Genomic DNA, 18,128 nt, shown 5'->3' on the forward strand with positions numbered 1-18,128 from the left:
GACACGGCTGCGACGGTGGAACCACTCCGCCGGGACGGCACGGACATCACCGACGTCAGGCGGAGCGACCGACACCGTTCGTTCACATGGGGGAACACGTGAACATCGCCAAGCCCGCCGCACTGCTCGTCGCGGCCACCGCCCTGCTCGCCGGCTCCACGGCCGCGGCCGGCGCCGCCGCACCGGACGGCACCCGGGTCACCGGCGTCCAGCAGGTCGCCGACCAGGTCCTCGCGGGCCACCCGAAGCCTCTGAAGACCTCCGCCGACAAGGTCCAGTACGACGGCCTGACCCTCACCAGGGCCGCGAAGGGCGTCGCCGCCAAGGACCTGGACTGCGCCTACGGTCATCTCTGCATGATCGTCAAGGGCACCAAGTTCGACTTCTACAAGTGCCAGACCTGGACCGTGAACAACTGGACCGGCGACGGCCCGTTCACCAACAACCAGACGCCGGGCACGGTTGCCAGGTTCTTCAACCAGGACGGCAGCGTCCGCTGGACCTCGACGGCGTACGAGGCCGGCACGGCCACCTGGGACCCGATCTGGTCCCTGCGCCCCTGCTGACCCCGGACAGGCCGACGGCCTCCGGCCCCCTCGGGGGAGGGTCGGAGGCCGTCGGCCTGTCAAGGGTGATGTCAGTGGAAGAAGTGGCGCGTGCCCGTGAAGTACATCGTCACGCCGGCCTTCTTGGCGGCCTCGACGACCTGCTCGTCACGGATCGAGCCGCCCGGCTGGACGATCGCCCGGACACCGGCCGCGATGAGGATCTCCGGCCCGTCGGGGAAGGGGAAGAACGCGTCCGAGGCGGCGTAGGAGCCGCGCGCCCGCTCCTCACCGGCCCGCTCGACGGCCAGCTTGCAGGAGTCGACCCGGTTGACCTGACCCATGCCCACACCGACCGAGGCGCCGTCCTTGGCGAGCAGGATCGCGTTGGACTTCACCGCGCGGCACGCCTTCCAGGCGAATGCGAGCTCCTTGAGCTCCTCGGGGGAGAGCGCCTCGCCGCTGGCCAGCGTCCAGTTCGCCGGGTCGTCGCCGTCGGCCTGGAGCCGGTCGGTGACCTGGAGCAGGACACCGCCGTCGACCTGCTTGGCCTCGACCCGGTTGCAGGGCGCGCCCGGGGCCTTCAGGACCCGGATGTTCTTCTTCTTGGCAAGGGCCTCCAGGGCCCCCTCCTCGTAGTCCGGCGCGACGATGACCTCGGTGAAGATCTCCGCGACCTGCTCGGCCATCTCCCGGCTCACCGGCCGGTTGACGGCGATGACACCGCCGTACGCGGAGACCGGGTCGCAGGCGTGCGCCTTGCGGTGCGCCTCGGCGACGTCCGAACCCACCGCGATACCGCAGGGGTTGGCGTGCTTGATGATCGCGACGCACGGCTCGTCGTGGTCGTACGCGGCACGGCGGGCGGCGTCCGTGTCCGTGTAGTTGTTGTACGACATCTCCTTGCCGTGCAGCTGCTCGGCGTCCGCGAGCCCGCCGCTGCCGTCGACGTACAGGGCGGCCGGCTGGTGCGGGTTCTCGCCGTAGCGCAGGGTGTTCTTGCGCTCGAAGGTGGCGCCGAGGAAGTCGGGGAACCGCGACTCGTCCACCGGGGCGTACGAGGAGGCGAACCAGGAGGCGACGGCCACGTCGTAGGCGGCGGTGTGCTGGAAGGCCTCGGCGGCCAGGCGCCCCCGGGCGGCGAGGTCGAAGCCGCCGTCCTTGACGGCCGAGAGCACGTCGGCGTACCGCTCGGGGCTGGTGACCACGGCGACGGAGGGGTGGTTCTTCGCGGCGGCACGGACCATGGACGGGCCGCCGATGTCGATCTGCTCCACGCACTCGTCGTCGCTCGCGCCCGAGGCGACGGTCTCGCGGAAGGGGTAGAGGTTGACGACGACGAGGTCGAACGGCTCCACGCCCAGCTCGGCGAGCTGCTCGCGGTGGCTCTCCAGCCGCAGGTCGGCAAGGATGCCCGCGTGCACCCTCGGGTGCAGGGTCTTGACCCGGCCGTCCAGGCACTCGGGGAAGCCGGTCAGCTCCTCGACCTTGGTGACGGGGACACCGGCGGCGGCGATCCGGCCGGCCGTGGACCCGGTGGAGACCAGCTCGACACCGGCCTCGTGCAGCCCGCGCGCGAGCTCTTCGAGCCCGGTCTTGTCGTAGACGCTGACGAGCGCGCGGCGAATGGCCCGCTTGCTGCTCTCGGCCGTGACTGTGCTCTCGGCGGTCACTGGATTACTACCTTTCGTCCCTCAATGCGATAGCCGTTGCGGGCGAGCCGCCCCACGACCTCGACGAGCAGCCTTCGCTCGACTTCCTTGATGCGCTCGTGCAGCGCGCTCTCGTCGTCCTCGTCCCGGACCTCGACCACGCCCTGAGCGATGATCGGGCCGGTGTCGACCCCGTCGTCGACGAAGTGGACGGTGCAGCCGGTGACCTTGGCGCCGTACGCGAGCGCGTCACGGACGCCGTGGGCCCCCGGAAAGCTGGGCAGCAGGGCGGGGTGCGTGTTCACGAACCGCCCGCCGAACCGCGCGAGGAACTCCTTCCCCACGATCTTCATGAACCCGGCGGAGACCACGAGGTCGGGCTCGTACGCGGCCACGGCCTCGGCGAGGGCGGCATCCCACTCCTCGCGGCTCGCGTGGTCCTTGACCTTGCACACGAAGGTCGGCAGCCCGGCCCGCTCGGCGCGGGCGAGCCCCTCGATGCCGTCTCGGTCGGCCCCTACGGCGACGATCCGGGCGCCGTACCGCTCGGCTCCGGTGCGGTCGATCTCGTCCAGGAGCGCCTGCAGATTGGTGCCGGATCCGGAGACCAGCACGACGAGGCGCTTGACCGCTGGGCCAGCGGGGGTGGCGGCCACGATGGGGCCCTTTCTGGGGTGGCGACGGTTCCGGCCGGCGCTTTGTGCATTCGCACGAATGCTTTACGCCCCTCGATACAGGGAAGTCTACGAAGCGGCCGACCGTCAGCAACGATACCGGCACACGGGACGACCCCCACGGGACGGGGGCGTGGCCGGAAGGTAGCGTTCGTGGGGAATCAAGAAGGGGGCTGTCTCCAGCAGCCCCGGGAACGCGGTCGTCATGCGGTGCGTTCACGGGGTGGAAGCTCACGTCGGACTGCCGTATTCACCTAGGGGAAGACGCTCTTTTGATGCCCGATCGCAGCCTGCGACTCCTGACGTTCCCTCTGCGCCCGGCCCAGGGAGGCGAGCGTCGCGCCGTACTGCTGCGGGAGCGGCCGGCCTCGCCGCCGCAGGCGCCCCAGGGCGGGCGCGACGGTGACGGACGGGGCAGCGGGCCACAGGACGACAACCCCTTCGCGCCGCCGCCCGAGGGTGCGCCGGACCGGCCCTGGCAGCCGCGCCACCCTCAGGGGCAGGGTTCGGGACAGGGGCAGGGTTCTGGTCAGGGGCCCGGTTCCGGTCACGGCGGCGGCTCCCCGTGGGGCAACCAGTGGAGCGACCGCCAGCCCGGGCGCTCCCCCGGCGGCTTCGGCGAGCGGCCCGGCGGCGGCCCCCAGGGCCCCGGCGGCCCGGGCAGTGGCCCCGGCGGCATGCGCTGGGACCCGACCGACCCCGCCCAGCGGCGCGCGCGCTACGCCCTGCTCTCCGGCATGTGGGCCGTCTTCTTCGCCCTGTTCAGCTGGCCGTACGTGGCCCTGCTGCTGGGCGCGCTGGCCCTGTACTGGGGCGTCAGCGCCCTGCGCGCCAAGCCGCGCAGGGCGGACCCGGACACCCCCACGCCTCCGCCGGGGGCGGGCCGGCCCCAGGTGACCGCGGCCGTCGGCGGCCTGGTCACGGCATCCCTTGCCCTGGTCCTGGTGGCCTCGACCTTCACGGTCCAGTTCGTCTACCGCGACTACTACACCTGCGTGAACGACGCTCTCACCCACGAGGCCAAACAGTCCTGCGACCGACTGCTGCCACAGCACCTGCGGGGCGTGCTGGGGGTCGGGAACAGCTGAGCATTCGGCTCGGGGCATGTGGGTCAGTCCGGTGAGGCGCCGGGCGATGGGTGGTCGGTGGGGCCGGGTCGTGGGTCCGGCGGGGGCGTTGGCTCCGCAGAGGGTGCCGACTGCGTAGGGGGCGTTGGTTCCATAGGTGGCGTTGGCTCCGCAGGAGGCGTTGACTCCGCAGAGGGAGTCGGCTCCGCAGGGGGCGTCGAAGGGGCTGTGGGGACTGCCCAGGGGGCGGGCAGGTCGCGGGGGGCGGCTGCCTCGCGCAGGGCCGCCCAGCGTGCGGCGCGTGCCAGGTCGTCGTGCCAGTCCGGGGGGAACGGGTCGTCGGTCGGGAGGAAGTCGTACAGCTCCTCTTCGTCCTCGCCGGGCACGGCCGCCTCCGGTCGGGGGGCGGGGGTCCTGCCCTTGCCCGGCTCCTTGCCTCTGGCTGATTCCTTGCCCTTGGCCTTGGCGGTCTCCACGTCCTGACCCGCACTCTCCGCCTTGCCGGTGGTCTTCCCCGGTTCCTTCCGGTCCCCGGAGTTCCCCGTCCCCCGCGTCGGGATCTCCCCGTCCCAGGTGCGCCGGCCCCACAGCCGCCACGCCCGTACCGTCAGTGCCACCGGCATGCCGAACAGCGCCGTCCACGCCCCCGCCGCTCCCCCGGTCTGCCACCACACCGGTCCGAAGCGGGCCAGCGCGGACACGCCCAGCGGGCCGCCGGCCAGGTCGGCGAGCAGGGCGAGGGCCGCCGCGCAGAGCGTCGCCGTCAGCAGCAGGACCCCCGAGGTACGCGCGGCCGACCAGCGGTCCGGTGCCGGTGCGCCCGGCTCCGGGCGTGCTGCGGCCCCGCGCGCCACGAACCACCCCGCCGTCACCCCGGCCGCCACCGGCACCAGTCCCGCCGCCCAGTTCGGCGGCGCCCCGGCACCGGCGTCCGGCACCGCCGCCAGCAGGGGGAACGGCGGCAGCAGCGGGGCCGGGTCGGAGGCGAAGGGCTGCACCACATGCCCGACGCCGAGAAGAAAGCCGGGACCGAGGGCGTAGGACGCGGCCCACACCGCCGCGTTGGGGATCAGCGCGACGCCGAGCAGCAGCACCGCGAACCGTCCCGTCCATCCCTCCGTCAGCTGGACGAAGGACGCCCGCGCCGCCCCGCCGTGCCACACCAGTGACACCGCGACCAGCAGCGCCCCGCCGACGAGGAACACCGCCGTGGCGGCGCCGGTGGCCCGCAGCGCCGTACCCAGCCGGGCGCGTTCGTCCCCGCCGAACACCAGCCGCCGCACCGGCCCAGGCAGCACCACCAGCATGTTCAGCACCGGCTCCCGGGGACGGCCGTACGCCGACCACACCCCAGCCGCCGCCGAGACCGCCGCCACCAGCGGCAGACATACCGTCACCCAGGGCCAGCTCGGCCGCAGTTCGCCGCCCGAGCAGTACAGCGCGAGCGCGCCGCCGACGCCCAGGTAGCCGAGGACGACCCCCGTCCACACCGTGTGCGCCGGCACCGGCGGTGGGCCGTCGGCGTCGGCGGGCGCGTCCACCGCGTCCCTGGCCGCCCGGTACACCAGCCACACGGGCAGTACGAGCAGCAACAGCGGGGTCACCCCCACCGGCAGGGGCGCGCCGGAGAGCGTGTCGGTGCGGACCAGTTCGACGCCGTGGGCGAGCAGCCACAGCGCGCCCGCGACATGCAGCGCACCGCCCGGACCGCTGTCGGGATACGGCGAGCTGACCCACAGCACCATCACCAGCACGGCGAACGAGCCGAACCCGAGTCCGGCCGCGACGGCGCCGCCGAGCAGGCTCGCGGCCAGTCCGGGCTCGCGCTCCCGCATCCGGGTCAGCATGGGCGACAGGGACGGTCGGCGAGCGGTCATCGGGATCACGCCCGCCATGCTGCCAACGACACGCGCTTTTCCGTCGTAACACGCGAACTTCCGTAGTGTCGCTCAATATACGTTTATGTTGTTTTTCGCACGGAAGGGCACACGGTGACGACGCGGCACACCGCCGGCCCGCTGCCACCGTCGGAGGAACGCCGGCGCCTGCGCCGGGTCCGATCGCTGACGCGGGCGGTCGCCGCGCGGATCGGTGCCAACCGCTCGACGCTGCGCGCCTGGGAATCCACCGTCACTCCCGACCCGCTGACGCCCGCTCAGGCCTTCGACGCCCTGTACGCGTCCTGCGCGCCCGCCCTCGTACGCCAGACCTTTCTGCTCACCGGGCGCCGGGAGCTTGCTCGCGGGGCCGTGGCGTGGGCCTTCCAACGAGCCTGGCAGCGCTGGCCCGAGGTGGCCCGGGACCGGGATCCGGCCGGCTGGGTGCGGGCGACGGCGCATGACTGCGCGCTCTCTCCCTGGCATCGCTTCCGTCCCCGGTACCGGCACCCGGAGCCGCCGCCCGCCGACCCGGCCGACCGGGCGCTGCTGGACGCCCTGCTGCAACTGCCGCCGGTGTACCGGCGCACGCTCGTCCTGTACGACGGTCTGGGCCTCGACCTGCCGGAGACGGCGGCGGAGACGGAGGCGAGCACACCGGCCGCCGCGAGCCGGCTGACCCACGCCCGCGGGGCGCTGGCCGCGCAGTTGCCGGAACTGGCCGAGCCCGCCGCGCTGCATCGCCGGCTGCGGGCGCTGGCCTCGACCGAGCCCTTGCGCGCGGCCGATCCGGAGCCGGTGCGGCGGGAGGGCGAACGGCGGAACGTGTTCTGGACGTGGGCGGCGATCGCGTTCACGGTGACGATCATCGGCGCGACGACGCTCACGGTGTGGTCGGCGCCGACGCACTATGAGGAGCCGATCGCTCCGGCGCAGGCGGTGCAGGGGGTTCCGCCGGTGGGAGTGTCGGGGCCGCTGTCGCGGGAGCAGCTGGCGTTGCAGGCGAAGTTGAGGCAGGCAGAGGCCAAGGGGGCCTGACCGGCTGCTCCCGGAGGCGCGATGAGCGCTGTCCGCCGCGGGGATTCCGGCTACAGCCGAGTGCGGGCCCGCCGTGGCCGGTCGCGCGGTTCCCCGCAGGCCTTCCGGGCGTTTGTGCGTGTGTGAACGCCGGTAGGCCCGCCCCGGCGAACGGAACGGGCCTACCGACAGTCAGCCGAGAAGCTCAGCCGCCCAGGATCTCGCGGGCGAGCTTCGCCGTCTCGGTCGGGGTCTTGCCGACCTTGACGCCCGCGGCCTCCAGGGCCTCCTTCTTGGCCTGTGCGGTGCCGGAGGAGCCGGAGACGATGGCGCCGGCGTGACCCATGGTCTTGCCCTCGGGCGCCGTGAAGCCCGCGACGTAGCCGACGACCGGCTTGGTCACGTTCTCCTTGATGAACGCGGCCGCACGCTCCTCGGCGTCGCCACCGATCTCACCGATCATCACGATGAGCTCGGTCTCCGGGTCGTCCTGGAACGCGGCCAGGGCGTCGATGTGGGTGGAGCCGATGATCGGGTCGCCACCGATGCCGACGGCGGTCGAGAAGCCGATGTCACGCAGCTCGTACATCATCTGGTACGTCAGCGTGCCGGACTTCGACACCAGGCCGATGCGGCCCGGCTTGGTGATGTCGCCCGGGATGATGCCGACGTTCGACTGGCCCGGGGTGATGATGCCGGGGCAGTTCGGGCCGATGATGCGGGTCTTGTTGCCCTTCTTGCCGGCGTACGCCCAGAAGGACGCCGTGTCGTGCACGGCGATGCCCTCGGTGATCACGACGGCCAGCGGGATCTCGGCGTCGATGGCCTCGACGACCGCGTCCTTGGTGAACTTCTCCGGCACGAAGATGACGGAGACGTTGGCGCCGGTCTTGTCGATGGCGTCCTTGACGGAGCCGAAGACGGGTACCTCGGTGCCGTCGAAGTCCACGGTCTGACCCGCCTTGCGCGGGTTCACGCCGCCCACGACGTTGGTGCCGTCACCGAGCATGAGCTTGGTGTGCTTCATGCCGGTGGAGCCGGTCATGCCCTGGACGATGACCTTGCTGTCCTTGTTGAGCCAGATAGCCATGGTGTGTTGGTGTCCTCGTCCTGAGTGCTTACTTGGCGGCGTGGGCCAGCTCGGCGGCCTTGTCGGCCGCGCCGTCCATGGTGTCGACGCGCTGGACCAGCGGGTGGTTGGCGTCGGTGAGGATCTGCCGGCCGAGCTCGGCGTTGTTGCCGTCGAGGCGGACAACGAGCGGCTTCTCGACCTTCTCGCCGCGGTCCTCCAGGAGCTTCAGGGCCTGCACGATGCCGTTGGCGACCTCGTCGCAGGCGGTGATGCCACCGAAGACGTTCACGAAGACGGACTTGACGTCCGGGTCGCCCAGGATGATCTCCAGGCCGTTCGCCATCACCTGGGCGGAGGCGCCACCGCCGATGTCCAGGAAGTTGGCGGGCTTGACGTTGCCGTGCTTCTCACCGGCGTACGCGACGACGTCCAGGGTGCTCATGACGAGACCCGCGCCGTTGCCGATGATGCCGACCTCGCCGTCGAGCTTGACGTAGTTGAGGTTCTTCTCCTTGGCAGCGGCCTCGAGCGGGTTGGCCGCGGCCTTGTCGTGGAGCTCCTCGAACTCGGGGTGACGGAACTCGGCGTTGTCGTCGAGCGACACCTTGCCGTCGAGGGCGATGACCTCGCCGGAGGCGACCTTGGCCAGCGGGTTGACCTCGACCAGGAGGGCGTCCTCCTTGATGAAGGTGTCCCACAGCTTGACCAGGACGTTCGCGACCTTGTCCGCGACCTCGGCCGGGAACTTGGCGGCCGCGACGATCTCGCGGGCCTTGGCCTCGTCCACACCGTCGATCGGGTCGATCGGCGTCTTGGCGACGGCCTCCGGGCGGGTGGCCGCCACCTCCTCGATCTCCATGCCGCCCTCGACGGAGGCGATGGAGAGGAAGGTGCGGTTGGCACGGTCGAGGAGGAAGGAGACGTAGTACTCCTCGATGATCTCCGGAGCGGTCTCGGCGATCATGACCTTGTGGACCGTGTGGCCCTTGATGTCCATGCCGAGGATGTCCGTCGCACGGGCGACGGCCTCGTCCGCGGAGGCGGCCAGCTTCACGCCACCGGCCTTGCCGCGACCACCGACCTTCACCTGCGCCTTGACGACGGACTTGCCGCCCAGACGCTCGGTGATCTCGCGCGCCGCCTCAGGCGTGTCGATGACTTCACCGGCCAGCACCGGTACATCGTGCTTGGCGAAGAGGTCCCTCGCCTGGTACTCGAACAGGTCCACGCGCTTCCGTCCCTATCAGTGATCTCGCGGTTCGTTGGATGCGTGGGCGTGCCGCGAAGGGCAACGTGACGTCCGCTTGTCACAAGGGGGGCGCACACGGTGTCCGAGCGCGCGGCATGTCCGTCTCGCAGGTTATCGCCGCTTGCGGGGGCTCCCTAAATCGAGGGTCACACCTGAGCGGTGATACCTGTCACATGATGCCGGGTTTGTTGGCACGGGGTGCCGGTGGATGGGGCGGATGGGTGGCTTCGGTACATCGGTGCTGGATCACTGGCTTCGGGGCATGTGCGAGGCCTCACCGGGCTGGGGTTGACCCGGTGAGGCCTCTGGGGCGGCCCCGGTGGTGCCGGGGCCGGGGCGATTGATCCCCACCCCAATGGGGACCACCCGCCCGGGCCGCGGGGCCCCGGCCGGACGCGCCGACGGCATTCGGCCGTCCGGGTCCGGACACCCCGCGGAGCCGTTCGGGGCACTCAGCCCTGGTGGCGAATGCCCGGTCAGGCGCCCGGCACGCCGTACCCCTCCTGGAGGTACGTCGGTACGGCGGCGCGGGCAACCCCTTCGACCCCGCCGACGGCATGCCCGGCGAGCGAGCCACCGGCGTCCCGGACCGTGCCGTGGACGTCGTGGGCGAACCCTCCGACCTGCCATCCGACCGGCTCGACCGCACCGACGACCCCGCCCACGAAGGGCGGCACCTGGGCGGTCGTGCCCTCGGCGAAGGCTCCGGTCGGCGTCGTCACACCGTGCGCGAGCGGGGGTACGGCGCCGACGGCACCGCCGGCGAAGGGCTGGACGTCACCGGCCACGCCGTGGCCGAGGGCCCCCGCGTCCGCGGCGGCCTGCCCGGCGAGCGGCAGGATCCCGTGCACGGCACCGGCGGCCACCGGCGGCAGCACCGCGTCCATGGCGTCCTGCCCGACCTGTGCGGCCGGCCCGCCGGCGTATGCCGTCGCCCCCGCGGCCACCGGCCGTACGTCGCCCAGGGCTCCCGCAGCGACCCCCTGGACACCGGACACGGCGCCCTCGGCGGCCCCATACGCACCGGCGGCGGTGTGCGCGGCGGTTCCGTACGCCCCCGACACGGCGGCCCAGGCGGTCCCGGACACACCCGACCTGGCGCCCTCGGCGAGCCCGTGCACCGCGGAGGCGGTGTGCCGCACCGTCCCGTACCCACCCGCCGCCGCATGCCCGGCCGTGCCCGGTACGCCCGTCACGGCCTGGCCGGCGACCGGCACCGCGCCGTTCACCGCAGCGGAGACCACCGGCGGAACGGCGGCGGCGGCCGTCTCCTCCACCACCGGCGTGACCGCGCCCGGCACGGCCCGCACCGTGCCGACGACCCGCTGCTCGGCAGCCGCGGCCGTACCGGTGACATGCGCGGGCACACCCGCGACGGAGGACTCTGCCGCGCCGGTCGCCTCGGCGGCCGTACCGCGCCCGACGGCCGCCGCACCCGCGGTCCGCCCCTGCGCGCCCGCGACGGTCCGCCGAACCGTCGTCCGTACGACGCCCTCGACACCCCGCGTCTTGGCACGGGCCGCCGCCTGCGTGGCCTGGAGCTTGGTCTGGGCGGCGGCCAGGGCCTCCTCGACCTCGGGGGCGAAGGAGGAGAGCGGGCCGAAGAGGTAGTCGATCTCGTCCTGGGGAGCACCGTGGGGAACCGCCCGGGACGCGCTCGAGGCGGCGTGCACGGCCGTGTGCGCGACATGGGCGGCACGGGCGACGTGGCCGTCGCCGTGCGTGCCGTCGGCCTGGACGCGGGCCTGGACATGCGCCTGCGCCTGACGGGCCGCCTGAGCGCCCCTGACGGCTTCGGCGCCCCGGATCTTCGCGGCGGCCGGGACCTTGGCGTCGACGTAGCGGCGGGCGTGGTCGGCGGTGCCGGTGGCGGTGGACGCCGTCGAGGTGAGCGAGGTGGAGGAGGCGTCCGGAGTGGCCGCGTCGGCCGTGTCGGCCGTGCCGGTCAGGCCGGTCAGGCCGGAGACGGTGTGGGCGACGGTGCCCTGGACACCGGAGACGGTGTCGTGGACGCCGGTGAGGACGCCGTCGACCGTCCCGGCGACGCTGTCGGTGCCCGCGTCCGGCACGGTGACGGAGGTGGTGGACAGCTCATCGGCGCTGGCGGCGGCCGAGCCGAGCGCCCACGCGCCGGTCACACCGGCGGCTATCACGATCGAACGGCGGATGTTCTTGTTCATTGCGTGCGTCAAGTCCTTCGGAAACGGCCGGAATAGGCCGGAATCGGCTAGGGGTGCCGTCCGGAGACCGCTGAACGCCGGTCGCGGTGAACGCTTCGACGGCTGACAGCGCTGCTCGCTGAAGGGGTCCGGACGGACGGGGCAGACCTGTTCCGCCCCCGCTCGACAGGTCCGTGGCGGGGAGGTCGGCCCTGTTGCCTAGCCGGGGAAGACGGGAATGTCCCGGTGCCGGTCCCGGGTACGGGGCGCGTCGGCGCGCGCGGTGGCGCCGGGCGCGAGCCGCAGGGGCGCCCCGTCGTCGAAGGTGACGGCGTACGCGTCGCCGTGGCGGGACGTGCTGCCGTCAGCCGCCTGCTTGCCGAGCACGCCGTCGGAGTCCCCGGTGGGCACCGGCCGGCCGGGGACGCCCAGGGCGGCGACCCCGTGGCGCGCGAAGGTGTGCGTCACAGGCTGCGCCACGGCGGCGGCCTCCGGGCCGTACGAGGCGGTCGGCGCCGCTGCGCCGTCGGCCGTACGGCCCTGGGCACGGACGTGCCGCTGCTTCTGCCGCTCCACGGAAACCGGCGCCGCCGTGCCGCTGTGCCGCCGCGGCCCGGGCACCGTGGACTTCGTCTCCGGCGTCAGCCGGACGGGCTCGTCCGAGACTTGAGTGAGGTCGTGCAGGGGCAGCGAGGGCGCCGCGGTCCGGGGCTTGTCGACCACTGCTTGGGCGACCGTGGTCTCGACGGTTTCTACGGTCTCGACGGTCCGCGAAACGGCGGGGAGCACGTCGCTTACGGGGGCGACGGCCTGTTCGCCGACGGCGTGGACGTGGACGGCAACCCGCTCGGCGGCCGTGCGAACCGTCCGCACCGCCGGTACGGCCCGCGCCGCCCGCGCCACCCGTGCCGGGTCGTCGTGCCCGGCGATCCCCACGGACCGCACCGGCGCCGCCTGCGCCGGCACCGGGGTCCCGTCGGCCGCGTGCGCCTGTTCGCCGCAGAGGAAACCCAGCGCGAACAGCCCGCCCACCAGCAGCACCAGTTGGAGCACACGCCGCCCGGCCGCCGTACGCAGTGCGCGCACGGTGGTACCAAGGAGGGCTGCTGGGAAGGTCAAGGAGCTGAACATCCTCGGCTCGGTACGGCATGGGCTCCGCCGATACTTGCACGGCCCGCCCGAGGCCGCGCAAGCCCGGTGTTACCGATGGGTAGTCATGTCCACTTTGCTGCTCCTTTCATGGTCGGCGTCACACAGTGTCCGGTATCGGCAGCGGCCGCTTCTCCAGTGCGGCGGCCATGACTTCGGGGAACAGGTCGGGCGTGCAGGCGAAGGCCGGTGCGCCGAGCGCGGCGAGCGCGGCCGCGTGCTCCCGGTCGTACGCCGGCGCGCCCTCGTCCGACAGCGCGAGCAGCGCCACGAACTGCACCCCGGACGCCTTCATCGCCGCCACCCGCTTGAGCATCTCGGCGCGGATGCCGCCCTCGTAGAGATCGCTGATCAGCACGACCACGGTCTCGGCCGGCCGGGTGATCTGTGACTGGCAGTAGGCCAGCGCCCGGTTGATGTCCGTGCCGCCGCCGAGCTGGGTGCCGAAGAGGACGTCGACCGGGTCGTCCAGCTGGTCGGTGAGGTCGACCACCGCCGTGTCGAAGACGACCAGCCGGGTGCCGATCGACCGCATGGAGGCGAGGACCGCGCCGAACACGGACGCGTAGACCACGGACGCGGCCATCGATCCGGACTGGTCGATGCAGAGGATGACCTCCTTCTTCACGGACCGGGCGACCCGCCCGTATCCGACGAGCCGTTCCGGCACGACCGTGCGGTACTCGGGCAGGTAGTGCTTGAGGTTGGCCGCGATGGTGCGGTTCCAGTCGATGTCGTGGTGGCGCGGGCGGCTGATCCGCGCGCTGCGGTCGAGGGCGCCGGTGAGCGTGGCCCGCGTCCGGTTCGCGAGCCGCTTCTCCAGGTCCTCGACGACCTTGCGCACGACCGCGCGTGCCGTCTCCTTCGTCGTCTCCGGCATCGCCTTGTTCAGCGAGAGCAGCGTGCCGACCAGGTGCACGTCCGCCTCCATCGCTTCCAGCATCTCCGGCTCCAGCAGCAGGGAGGCGAGGCCGAGCCGGTCGATGGCGTCGCGCTGCATGACCTGGACGACGGAGGAGGGGAAGTAGGTGCGGATGTCCCCGAGCCACCGCGCCACGGACGGCGCCGAGGCCCCGAACCCCGCCGAACGCTCCCGTCCCGCCTGCGGCTTGTCCGCCTTGCCATAGAGCGCGGCCAGCGTCCCGTCCATCGCCGCGTCCCGCCCGGACAGCGCACACCCGGTGCCGTCGGCCTGCTCCCCACCGAGCACCAGCCGCCACCGCCGCAACCGCTCCCGCGCCGTGTCCTCCACCTCCAACGACACCGATCCGCTCGTCATACACCCACCCCCGCAAGGCTGTTGTCCTCTGTCGCGTCCCATCCGGTGCCGCACCCGCTTAAGCCGCACCGGCTCGTACCGCACGCGGTCGTGTCACAACCGGTAGTGCCGGACACGCTCGTGTCGCGCCCAGTCGTGCCGCACCCGCTAGTGCCGCACCGGCTCGTACCGCACGCGGGCGTGCCGCAGCCGGTAGTGCCGGACACGCTCGTGTCGCGCCCAGTCGTGCCGCACCCGCTAGTGCCGCACCGGCTCGTGTCGCGCCCAGTCGTGCCGCACCCGCTAGTGCCGCACCGGCTCGTACCGCACGCGGTCGTGTCACACCCGGTAGTGCCGCACGCGCTCGTACCGCACCTGGTCGTGACCCGCTCGGCGGCCGCCGGCTCGGGCGGCGCCGGCTCGGGTTTCTCCTGCCCATCCGTCCCGCGCTCGGCCGGCCGCCGGGCATCGCAGACGGTCGGTCCAGGCTGGGCGGTCTCCCGCTGGGGCAAGGCGCGCTCGCGCGGTGCTCGCCGGGCCGGAGCGCACTCGGCCAGGTCGGGCTCGGCCCGTGCTCGCCGGGCCGGGTCACCTTCGGCCTGGTCGGCCAGGCCGAGCAGCAGGCGCAGCACCGGCAGTACGGCGTCGGCGCGCCGGAGGTCCGGTTCGGCGGCGAAGCCGGGTGTCATGGGCGCGTGGGCCGCCCGGCCGACCGCGCCTCCGGGGCCGCGCCGGACCAGTTCGCCCAGCGTTCTGCGCACCCCGGGCTCATATGCTGCGAACGTGCGGCGCAGCAGCGGCAGTACGTCCGTGAACGCCTCCGCCGAGACACCGGTCAGCCAGCTGTCCACCAGAGCGAGCAGCCGCTCGTCGTGCACCAGCAGCAGTCCGCCTCCGCCGCCGACGAAGCCCTCGATCCAGGCGGCGGCGTCGGCGGGCGGAGTCCCCGGCGACAGCGCGAGCCCCATCAGCCGCGCCGCCTCATCGGCCCCCAACTCACCGTCGTCCAACAGCAACCGCACCGCGCGCCCCCGCAACACACCGGGCACGCTGTCCCGCAACGACAAGGTCCGCAGCACCGCCCGCCAACGGCCGCGCAGATCACCGTGCCCGGCACGGAGGACGGCACCGCCACCCGCGCCGACTCCGGCACGCTCGCCCGCACCGGTACCGGGACCCGCGCCGGGGCCGCCGGTCCCCACGGCACCTGCTCCCCCACCGGCACCGCCACCCGCATCCACACCGACACCCGCGCGCCCGCCCACACCCGAACCCGCGCCCGCACCGCCGGCCCCCACCGCGGCCACCGTCTCCGCCAGCAACCCCACCGCCGTGTGCACGGCGTCCATATGACCGCGCATCTCCTCCGCCGCGTCCGTGTCGAGCGCGGCGCACGCCGGGGGCAGGCCGACGAAGATGCGTTCGGCTAGGCCCGCGGCGACGTCGGCCAGCGCGCCGGTGTCGGTGCCGCGCACGTCGCCGTAGCGCAGGGAGCGGACGAGGGCGGGCAGGGCCTGGGCGAGGTGGCCCACGTCGGCGTCGAGCGCGGCCCGGTCGGCGAGGACCCGCATGACGACGGGCAGGGCGTCCGGCAGCCCGGCCAGCAGACACTGCTCGGCGAGCGCGGTGACATCGGCGAGGGTGCGCGCGGCCGTCGCGTCCGCCTCGGCCCTGGCCTGCGCAGCGCCCAGTACGGTCGTCCCCCACACGCCCGCCTCGGCCACCCGCACCGACAACTCCGGCTCCCAGCGCAGCCGCCACGTCTCCCGGAACGTGCCCGTACTCCCCCGTGACCGCGTGGGCTCGCCCCAGCCGACGCCGAGCAGCCGGAGCCGGTGCAGCAGCCTGCTGCGGCCGGCATCGGTGTCACCCCGCAGGTCCAGCTCCAGTTCGCGCTCCAGAGCCTCGGGTTTAAGCCGCAGCGAGCGCTGTTGCCGGGCCAGGTCGCGCTGGAGCGGCACCGCCGGCGCCGACTCCGGCACCTCTCCCAAAACGTCCCCGACCACCAGCCGGTCGTGCACCAGGGCCAGCGGCACGTCCGAGCCCTCGCCCATCACCGCGCGCACCGCGTCGGTGGTCTCACTCAAGCCCGGCAGCGGGCGCCCGCGCAGTGCCGCCAGGGTCTCGGCGAGCCGGACGGCCTCGATGACATGGGCGGAGGACACGATCCGGTCCTCCTCGCGCAGCAGCCGCGCCACCTTGGTCAGCCACCGCTCGACCGGGCGGTCGGGAGCGTGGAACAGATGGCCGTACCAGCCCGGCGAGTCGATGCCCGCGCCGTACCCGCTGGACCGGGCGAGCCTGCGGTGGGTCCAGGGCACCCAGGTCAGGTCCGCCTTGACCTTGGGCAGCCCCTTCAGCAGGGACCGGTCGGCGGTGACGGTGGTCTTCTCGCGCAACGCGGGCACATGCCACGCCCCGCAGACCACGGCCACCTCGTCGCCGAACTCCTTGCGCGCGGCGCGCAGCCGGAGCCGCATGTGCGCCTCGCGGACCAGGTCCCGGGAGTGCCCGCCGACGCCGTACCGCTCGCGGAGTGCGCCCATCGCCTCCTCCAGCGCGGCGAAGGGGGCGATGGGGTCCCGCTCCCCCGGGCCCCGGTGCTCGACCACGTCCTCCCACCAGCGCTCGGGGTCGTCGTACCCGGCGGCCTCGGCGAGCACCGCGAGCGGGTCGATCCGGGCCTGCTCGCGGACGTCGTGAGCCTCGTCGCCGTCCCGAGAGCCCCCGGCGCCCGGCGGCCCATCGTCCTGCTGAGGCTCACCGGCGCCCTGCGGCCCGCCGCCCCCCTGGGACTCACCGGCACCCTGCGGGCCTCCCGCACTCCCCTCGGCATCTGTCCCTGTGGCCGGCTCCTCTCCGGACCCCTCAGGAGGTGCCTCCCCCGCCCACGCGAGCGTGTGCGCGGCCGGCAGGTCGATGAAGTGGGCGGGGACGCCGTGTTCCAGGGCCCAGCGGATCGCCACCCATTCGGGGCTGAACTCGGCGAACGGCCAGAACGCCGAGCGGCCTGGCTCGTCCACGGCATGGGCGAGCAGGGCCACCGGGGGGCGCAGGTCCGGGTCGGCGGCCAGCGGAATCAGCGCGTCGGCCTCGGGCGGGCCCTCGATCAGGACGGCGGCGGGCTGAGCGGCGTCCAGGGCGCCGCGCACCGCGCGGGCGGAGCCCGGGCCGTGGTGCCGCACTCCCAGCAGAAGCGGTCCGGAGGCGTCGGCCCTGGGCCAGCGGGTGTCGTCGGTCATGCGCTCACCTCCCGGCACGCGCGGTAGAAGTCCGTCCAGCCCTCGCGCTCGCGCACGACCGTCTCCAGGTACTCCTGCCAGACGACCCGGTCGGCCGCCGGGTCGCGCACGACGGCGCCGAGGATGCCCGCGGCGACGTCGCCCGGGCGCAGCACGCCGTCGCCGAAGTGCGCGGACAGGGCGAGGCCGCCCGTGACGACGGAGATCGCCTCGGCCGTGGACAGCGTGCCGCTGGGCGACTTCAGCTTGGTGCGGCCGTCGGCGGTGATGCCGTCGCGCAGCTCGCGGAAGACGGTCACGACCCGGCGGATCTCCTCGATGCCGTCGGGCGCGGCCGGCAGGTCGAGGGAGCGGCCGATCTGCTCGACCCTGCGGGTGACGATGTCGACCTCGGCGTCGGCGCTCTCCGGCAGCGGCAGCACCACGGTGTTGAAGCGGCGACGCAGTGCGCTGGAGAGGTCGTTGACCCCTCTGTCCCGGTCGTTGGCGGTGGCGATGAGGTTGAACCCGCGGACCGCCTGGACCTCCTGGCCCAGCTCCGGGACGGGCAGGGTCTTCTCGGACAGGATCGTGATCAGGGTGTCCTGCACGTCGGCCGGGATCCGGGTCAGCTCCTCCACCCGGGCCGTCATGCCCTCGGCCATGGCGCGCATGACGGGGCTGGGCACGAGGGCGTCGCGGCTCGGTCCGTGCGCGAGCAGCTGCGCGTAGTTCCAGCCGTACCGGATCGCCTCCTCCGGGGTGCCGGCGGTGCCCTGCACCAGCAGGGTGGAGTCCCCGCTGACGGCGGCCGCCAGGTGCTCCGACACCCAGGTCTTGGCGGTGCCGGGCACACCGAGCAGGAGCAGGGCGCGGTCGGTGGCGAGGGTGGTGACGGCGACCTCGACGATCCGGCGCGGGCCCACGTACTTGGGTGTGATCACGGTGCCGTCCGGCAGGGTGCCGCCGAGCAGGTACGTCGCCACCGCCCACGGCGACAGCTTCCAGCGGGCCGGGCGCGGGCGGTCGTCCTGCGCGGCGAGTGCGGCGAGTTCGGCGGCGAAGGCGTGCTCGGCGTGCGGGCGCAACGCCTGTGCGCTCTCGGCCGCGCCCTCGCCGTCGGTCGGTTCGGCGGTCGTCGGTCGTACGGACGCAGACGCAGACGTGGCAGACGCAGACATGGCTGAC

13 protein-coding genes are annotated in these 18,128 nt (G+C 73.4%); 3 read left to right on the plus strand and 10 right to left on the minus strand.

Translation table 11 applies throughout. From position 1 onward, the window contains the following. Nucleotides 1-86 precede the first annotated feature (86 nt). Nucleotides 87-566: a hypothetical protein gene (locus ACWCQS_RS02320; RefSeq protein ID WP_451002724.1), complete on the plus strand. Its 480-nt coding sequence runs from the start codon at nucleotides 87-89 to the stop codon at nucleotides 564-566. 71 nt (nucleotides 567-637) lie between these two features. Here ACWCQS_RS02320 and purH read toward each other — a convergent pair whose 3' ends face one another. Further along, nucleotides 638-2,218, minus strand: a complete 1,581-nt coding sequence (gene purH / locus ACWCQS_RS02325; RefSeq protein WP_451002725.1) for a bifunctional phosphoribosylaminoimidazolecarboxamide formyltransferase/IMP cyclohydrolase — start codon at nucleotides 2,216-2,218, stop codon at nucleotides 638-640. Then, nucleotides 2,215-2,853 (minus strand): phosphoribosylglycinamide formyltransferase, encoded by a 639-nt coding sequence (purN, locus tag ACWCQS_RS02330; RefSeq protein WP_451002726.1) that lies wholly within the window; start codon nucleotides 2,851-2,853, stop codon nucleotides 2,215-2,217. The genes purH and purN overlap by 4 nt, the downstream gene beginning before the upstream one ends. A 293-nt stretch (nucleotides 2,854-3,146) precedes the next feature. Between purN and ACWCQS_RS02335 the strand changes: the two genes are divergently transcribed. Continuing rightward, nucleotides 3,147-3,959 (plus strand): hypothetical protein, encoded by an 813-nt coding sequence (locus tag ACWCQS_RS02335; protein WP_451002727.1) that lies wholly within the window; start codon nucleotides 3,147-3,149, stop codon nucleotides 3,957-3,959. A gap of 23 nt (nucleotides 3,960-3,982) precedes the next feature. Here ACWCQS_RS02335 and ACWCQS_RS02340 read toward each other — a convergent pair whose 3' ends face one another. After that, a complete protein-coding gene (locus ACWCQS_RS02340; RefSeq protein ID WP_451002728.1) occupies nucleotides 3,983-5,833 on the minus strand; it encodes a cell division protein PerM in 1,851 nt (616 codons plus the stop codon). 96 nt (nucleotides 5,834-5,929) lie between these two features. Between ACWCQS_RS02340 and ACWCQS_RS02345 the strand changes: the two genes are divergently transcribed. Further along, nucleotides 5,930-6,853 (plus strand): RNA polymerase sigma factor, encoded by a 924-nt coding sequence (locus tag ACWCQS_RS02345; protein WP_451002729.1) that lies wholly within the window; start codon nucleotides 5,930-5,932, stop codon nucleotides 6,851-6,853. Nucleotides 6,854-7,037: 184 nt separating this feature from the next. Here ACWCQS_RS02345 and sucD read toward each other — a convergent pair whose 3' ends face one another. The 7 genes from sucD to ACWCQS_RS02380 all read right to left on the minus strand — a co-directional run bounded on the left by sucD (nucleotide 7,038) and on the right by ACWCQS_RS02380 (nucleotide 18,121). Next, complete coding sequence (sucD, locus tag ACWCQS_RS02350) at nucleotides 7,038-7,922, minus strand: succinate--CoA ligase subunit alpha (RefSeq protein ID WP_388619817.1); 885 nt, start codon at nucleotides 7,920-7,922, stop codon at nucleotides 7,038-7,040. Nucleotides 7,923-7,950: 28 nt separating this feature from the next. Further along, entirely contained in the window at nucleotides 7,951-9,132 is a 1,182-nt protein-coding gene (gene sucC, locus ACWCQS_RS02355) for an ADP-forming succinate--CoA ligase subunit beta (protein WP_388619815.1), read from the minus strand. Nucleotides 9,133-9,629: 497 nt separating this feature from the next. Then, on the minus strand, nucleotides 9,630-11,333 hold the full coding sequence (locus ACWCQS_RS02360) for a hypothetical protein (RefSeq protein WP_451002730.1): 1,704 nt from the start codon (nucleotides 11,331-11,333) through the stop codon (nucleotides 9,630-9,632). Nucleotides 11,334-11,531: 198 nt separating this feature from the next. After that, entirely contained in the window at nucleotides 11,532-12,431 is a 900-nt protein-coding gene (locus tag ACWCQS_RS02365; protein ID WP_451002731.1) for a hypothetical protein, read from the minus strand. Between the two features lie 130 nt (nucleotides 12,432-12,561). Beyond that, the gene (locus ACWCQS_RS02370; protein WP_451002732.1) at nucleotides 12,562-13,740 is read right to left on the minus strand and encodes a VWA domain-containing protein; all 1,179 of its coding nucleotides are present in this window, start codon (nucleotides 13,738-13,740) and stop codon (nucleotides 12,562-12,564) included. Next, complete coding sequence (locus ACWCQS_RS02375; RefSeq protein ID WP_451002733.1) at nucleotides 13,737-16,961, minus strand: DUF5682 family protein; 3,225 nt, start codon at nucleotides 16,959-16,961, stop codon at nucleotides 13,737-13,739. The genes ACWCQS_RS02370 and ACWCQS_RS02375 overlap by 4 nt, the downstream gene beginning before the upstream one ends. Continuing rightward, nucleotides 16,958-18,121 carry an ATP-binding protein gene (locus tag ACWCQS_RS02380; RefSeq protein ID WP_451002734.1) on the minus strand — a complete coding sequence of 388 codons (1,164 nt, stop codon included), beginning with the start codon at nucleotides 18,119-18,121 and terminating at the stop codon, nucleotides 16,958-16,960. The genes ACWCQS_RS02375 and ACWCQS_RS02380 overlap by 4 nt, the downstream gene beginning before the upstream one ends. Nucleotides 18,122-18,128 lie beyond the last annotated feature (7 nt).

It is taken from the genome of Streptomyces sp. NPDC002076, assembly GCF_053593835.1.

Coding starts and splice junctions, on each gene's coding strand:
- ACWCQS_RS02320 (WP_451002724.1), top strand. CDS start 87: ATGGGGGAACACGTGAACATCGCCAAGCCCGCCGCACTGCTCGTCGCG.
- ACWCQS_RS02335 (WP_451002727.1), top strand. CDS start 3,147: ATGCCCGATCGCAGCCTGCGACTCCTGACGTTCCCTCTGCGCCCGGCC.
- ACWCQS_RS02340 (WP_451002728.1), bottom strand. CDS start 5,833: ATGGCGGGCGTGATCCCGATGACCGCTCGCCGACCGTCCCTGTCGCCC.
- sucD (WP_388619817.1), bottom strand. CDS start 7,922: ATGGCTATCTGGCTCAACAAGGACAGCAAGGTCATCGTCCAGGGCATG.
- ACWCQS_RS02360 (WP_451002730.1), bottom strand. CDS start 11,333: ATGAACAAGAACATCCGCCGTTCGATCGTGATAGCCGCCGGTGTGACC.
- ACWCQS_RS02370 (WP_451002732.1), bottom strand. CDS start 13,740: ATGACGAGCGGATCGGTGTCGTTGGAGGTGGAGGACACGGCGCGGGAG.
- ACWCQS_RS02375 (WP_451002733.1), bottom strand. CDS start 16,961: ATGACCGACGACACCCGCTGGCCCAGGGCCGACGCCTCCGGACCGCTT.
- ACWCQS_RS02380 (WP_451002734.1), bottom strand. CDS start 18,121: ATGTCTGCGTCTGCCACGTCTGCGTCTGCGTCCGTACGACCGACGACC.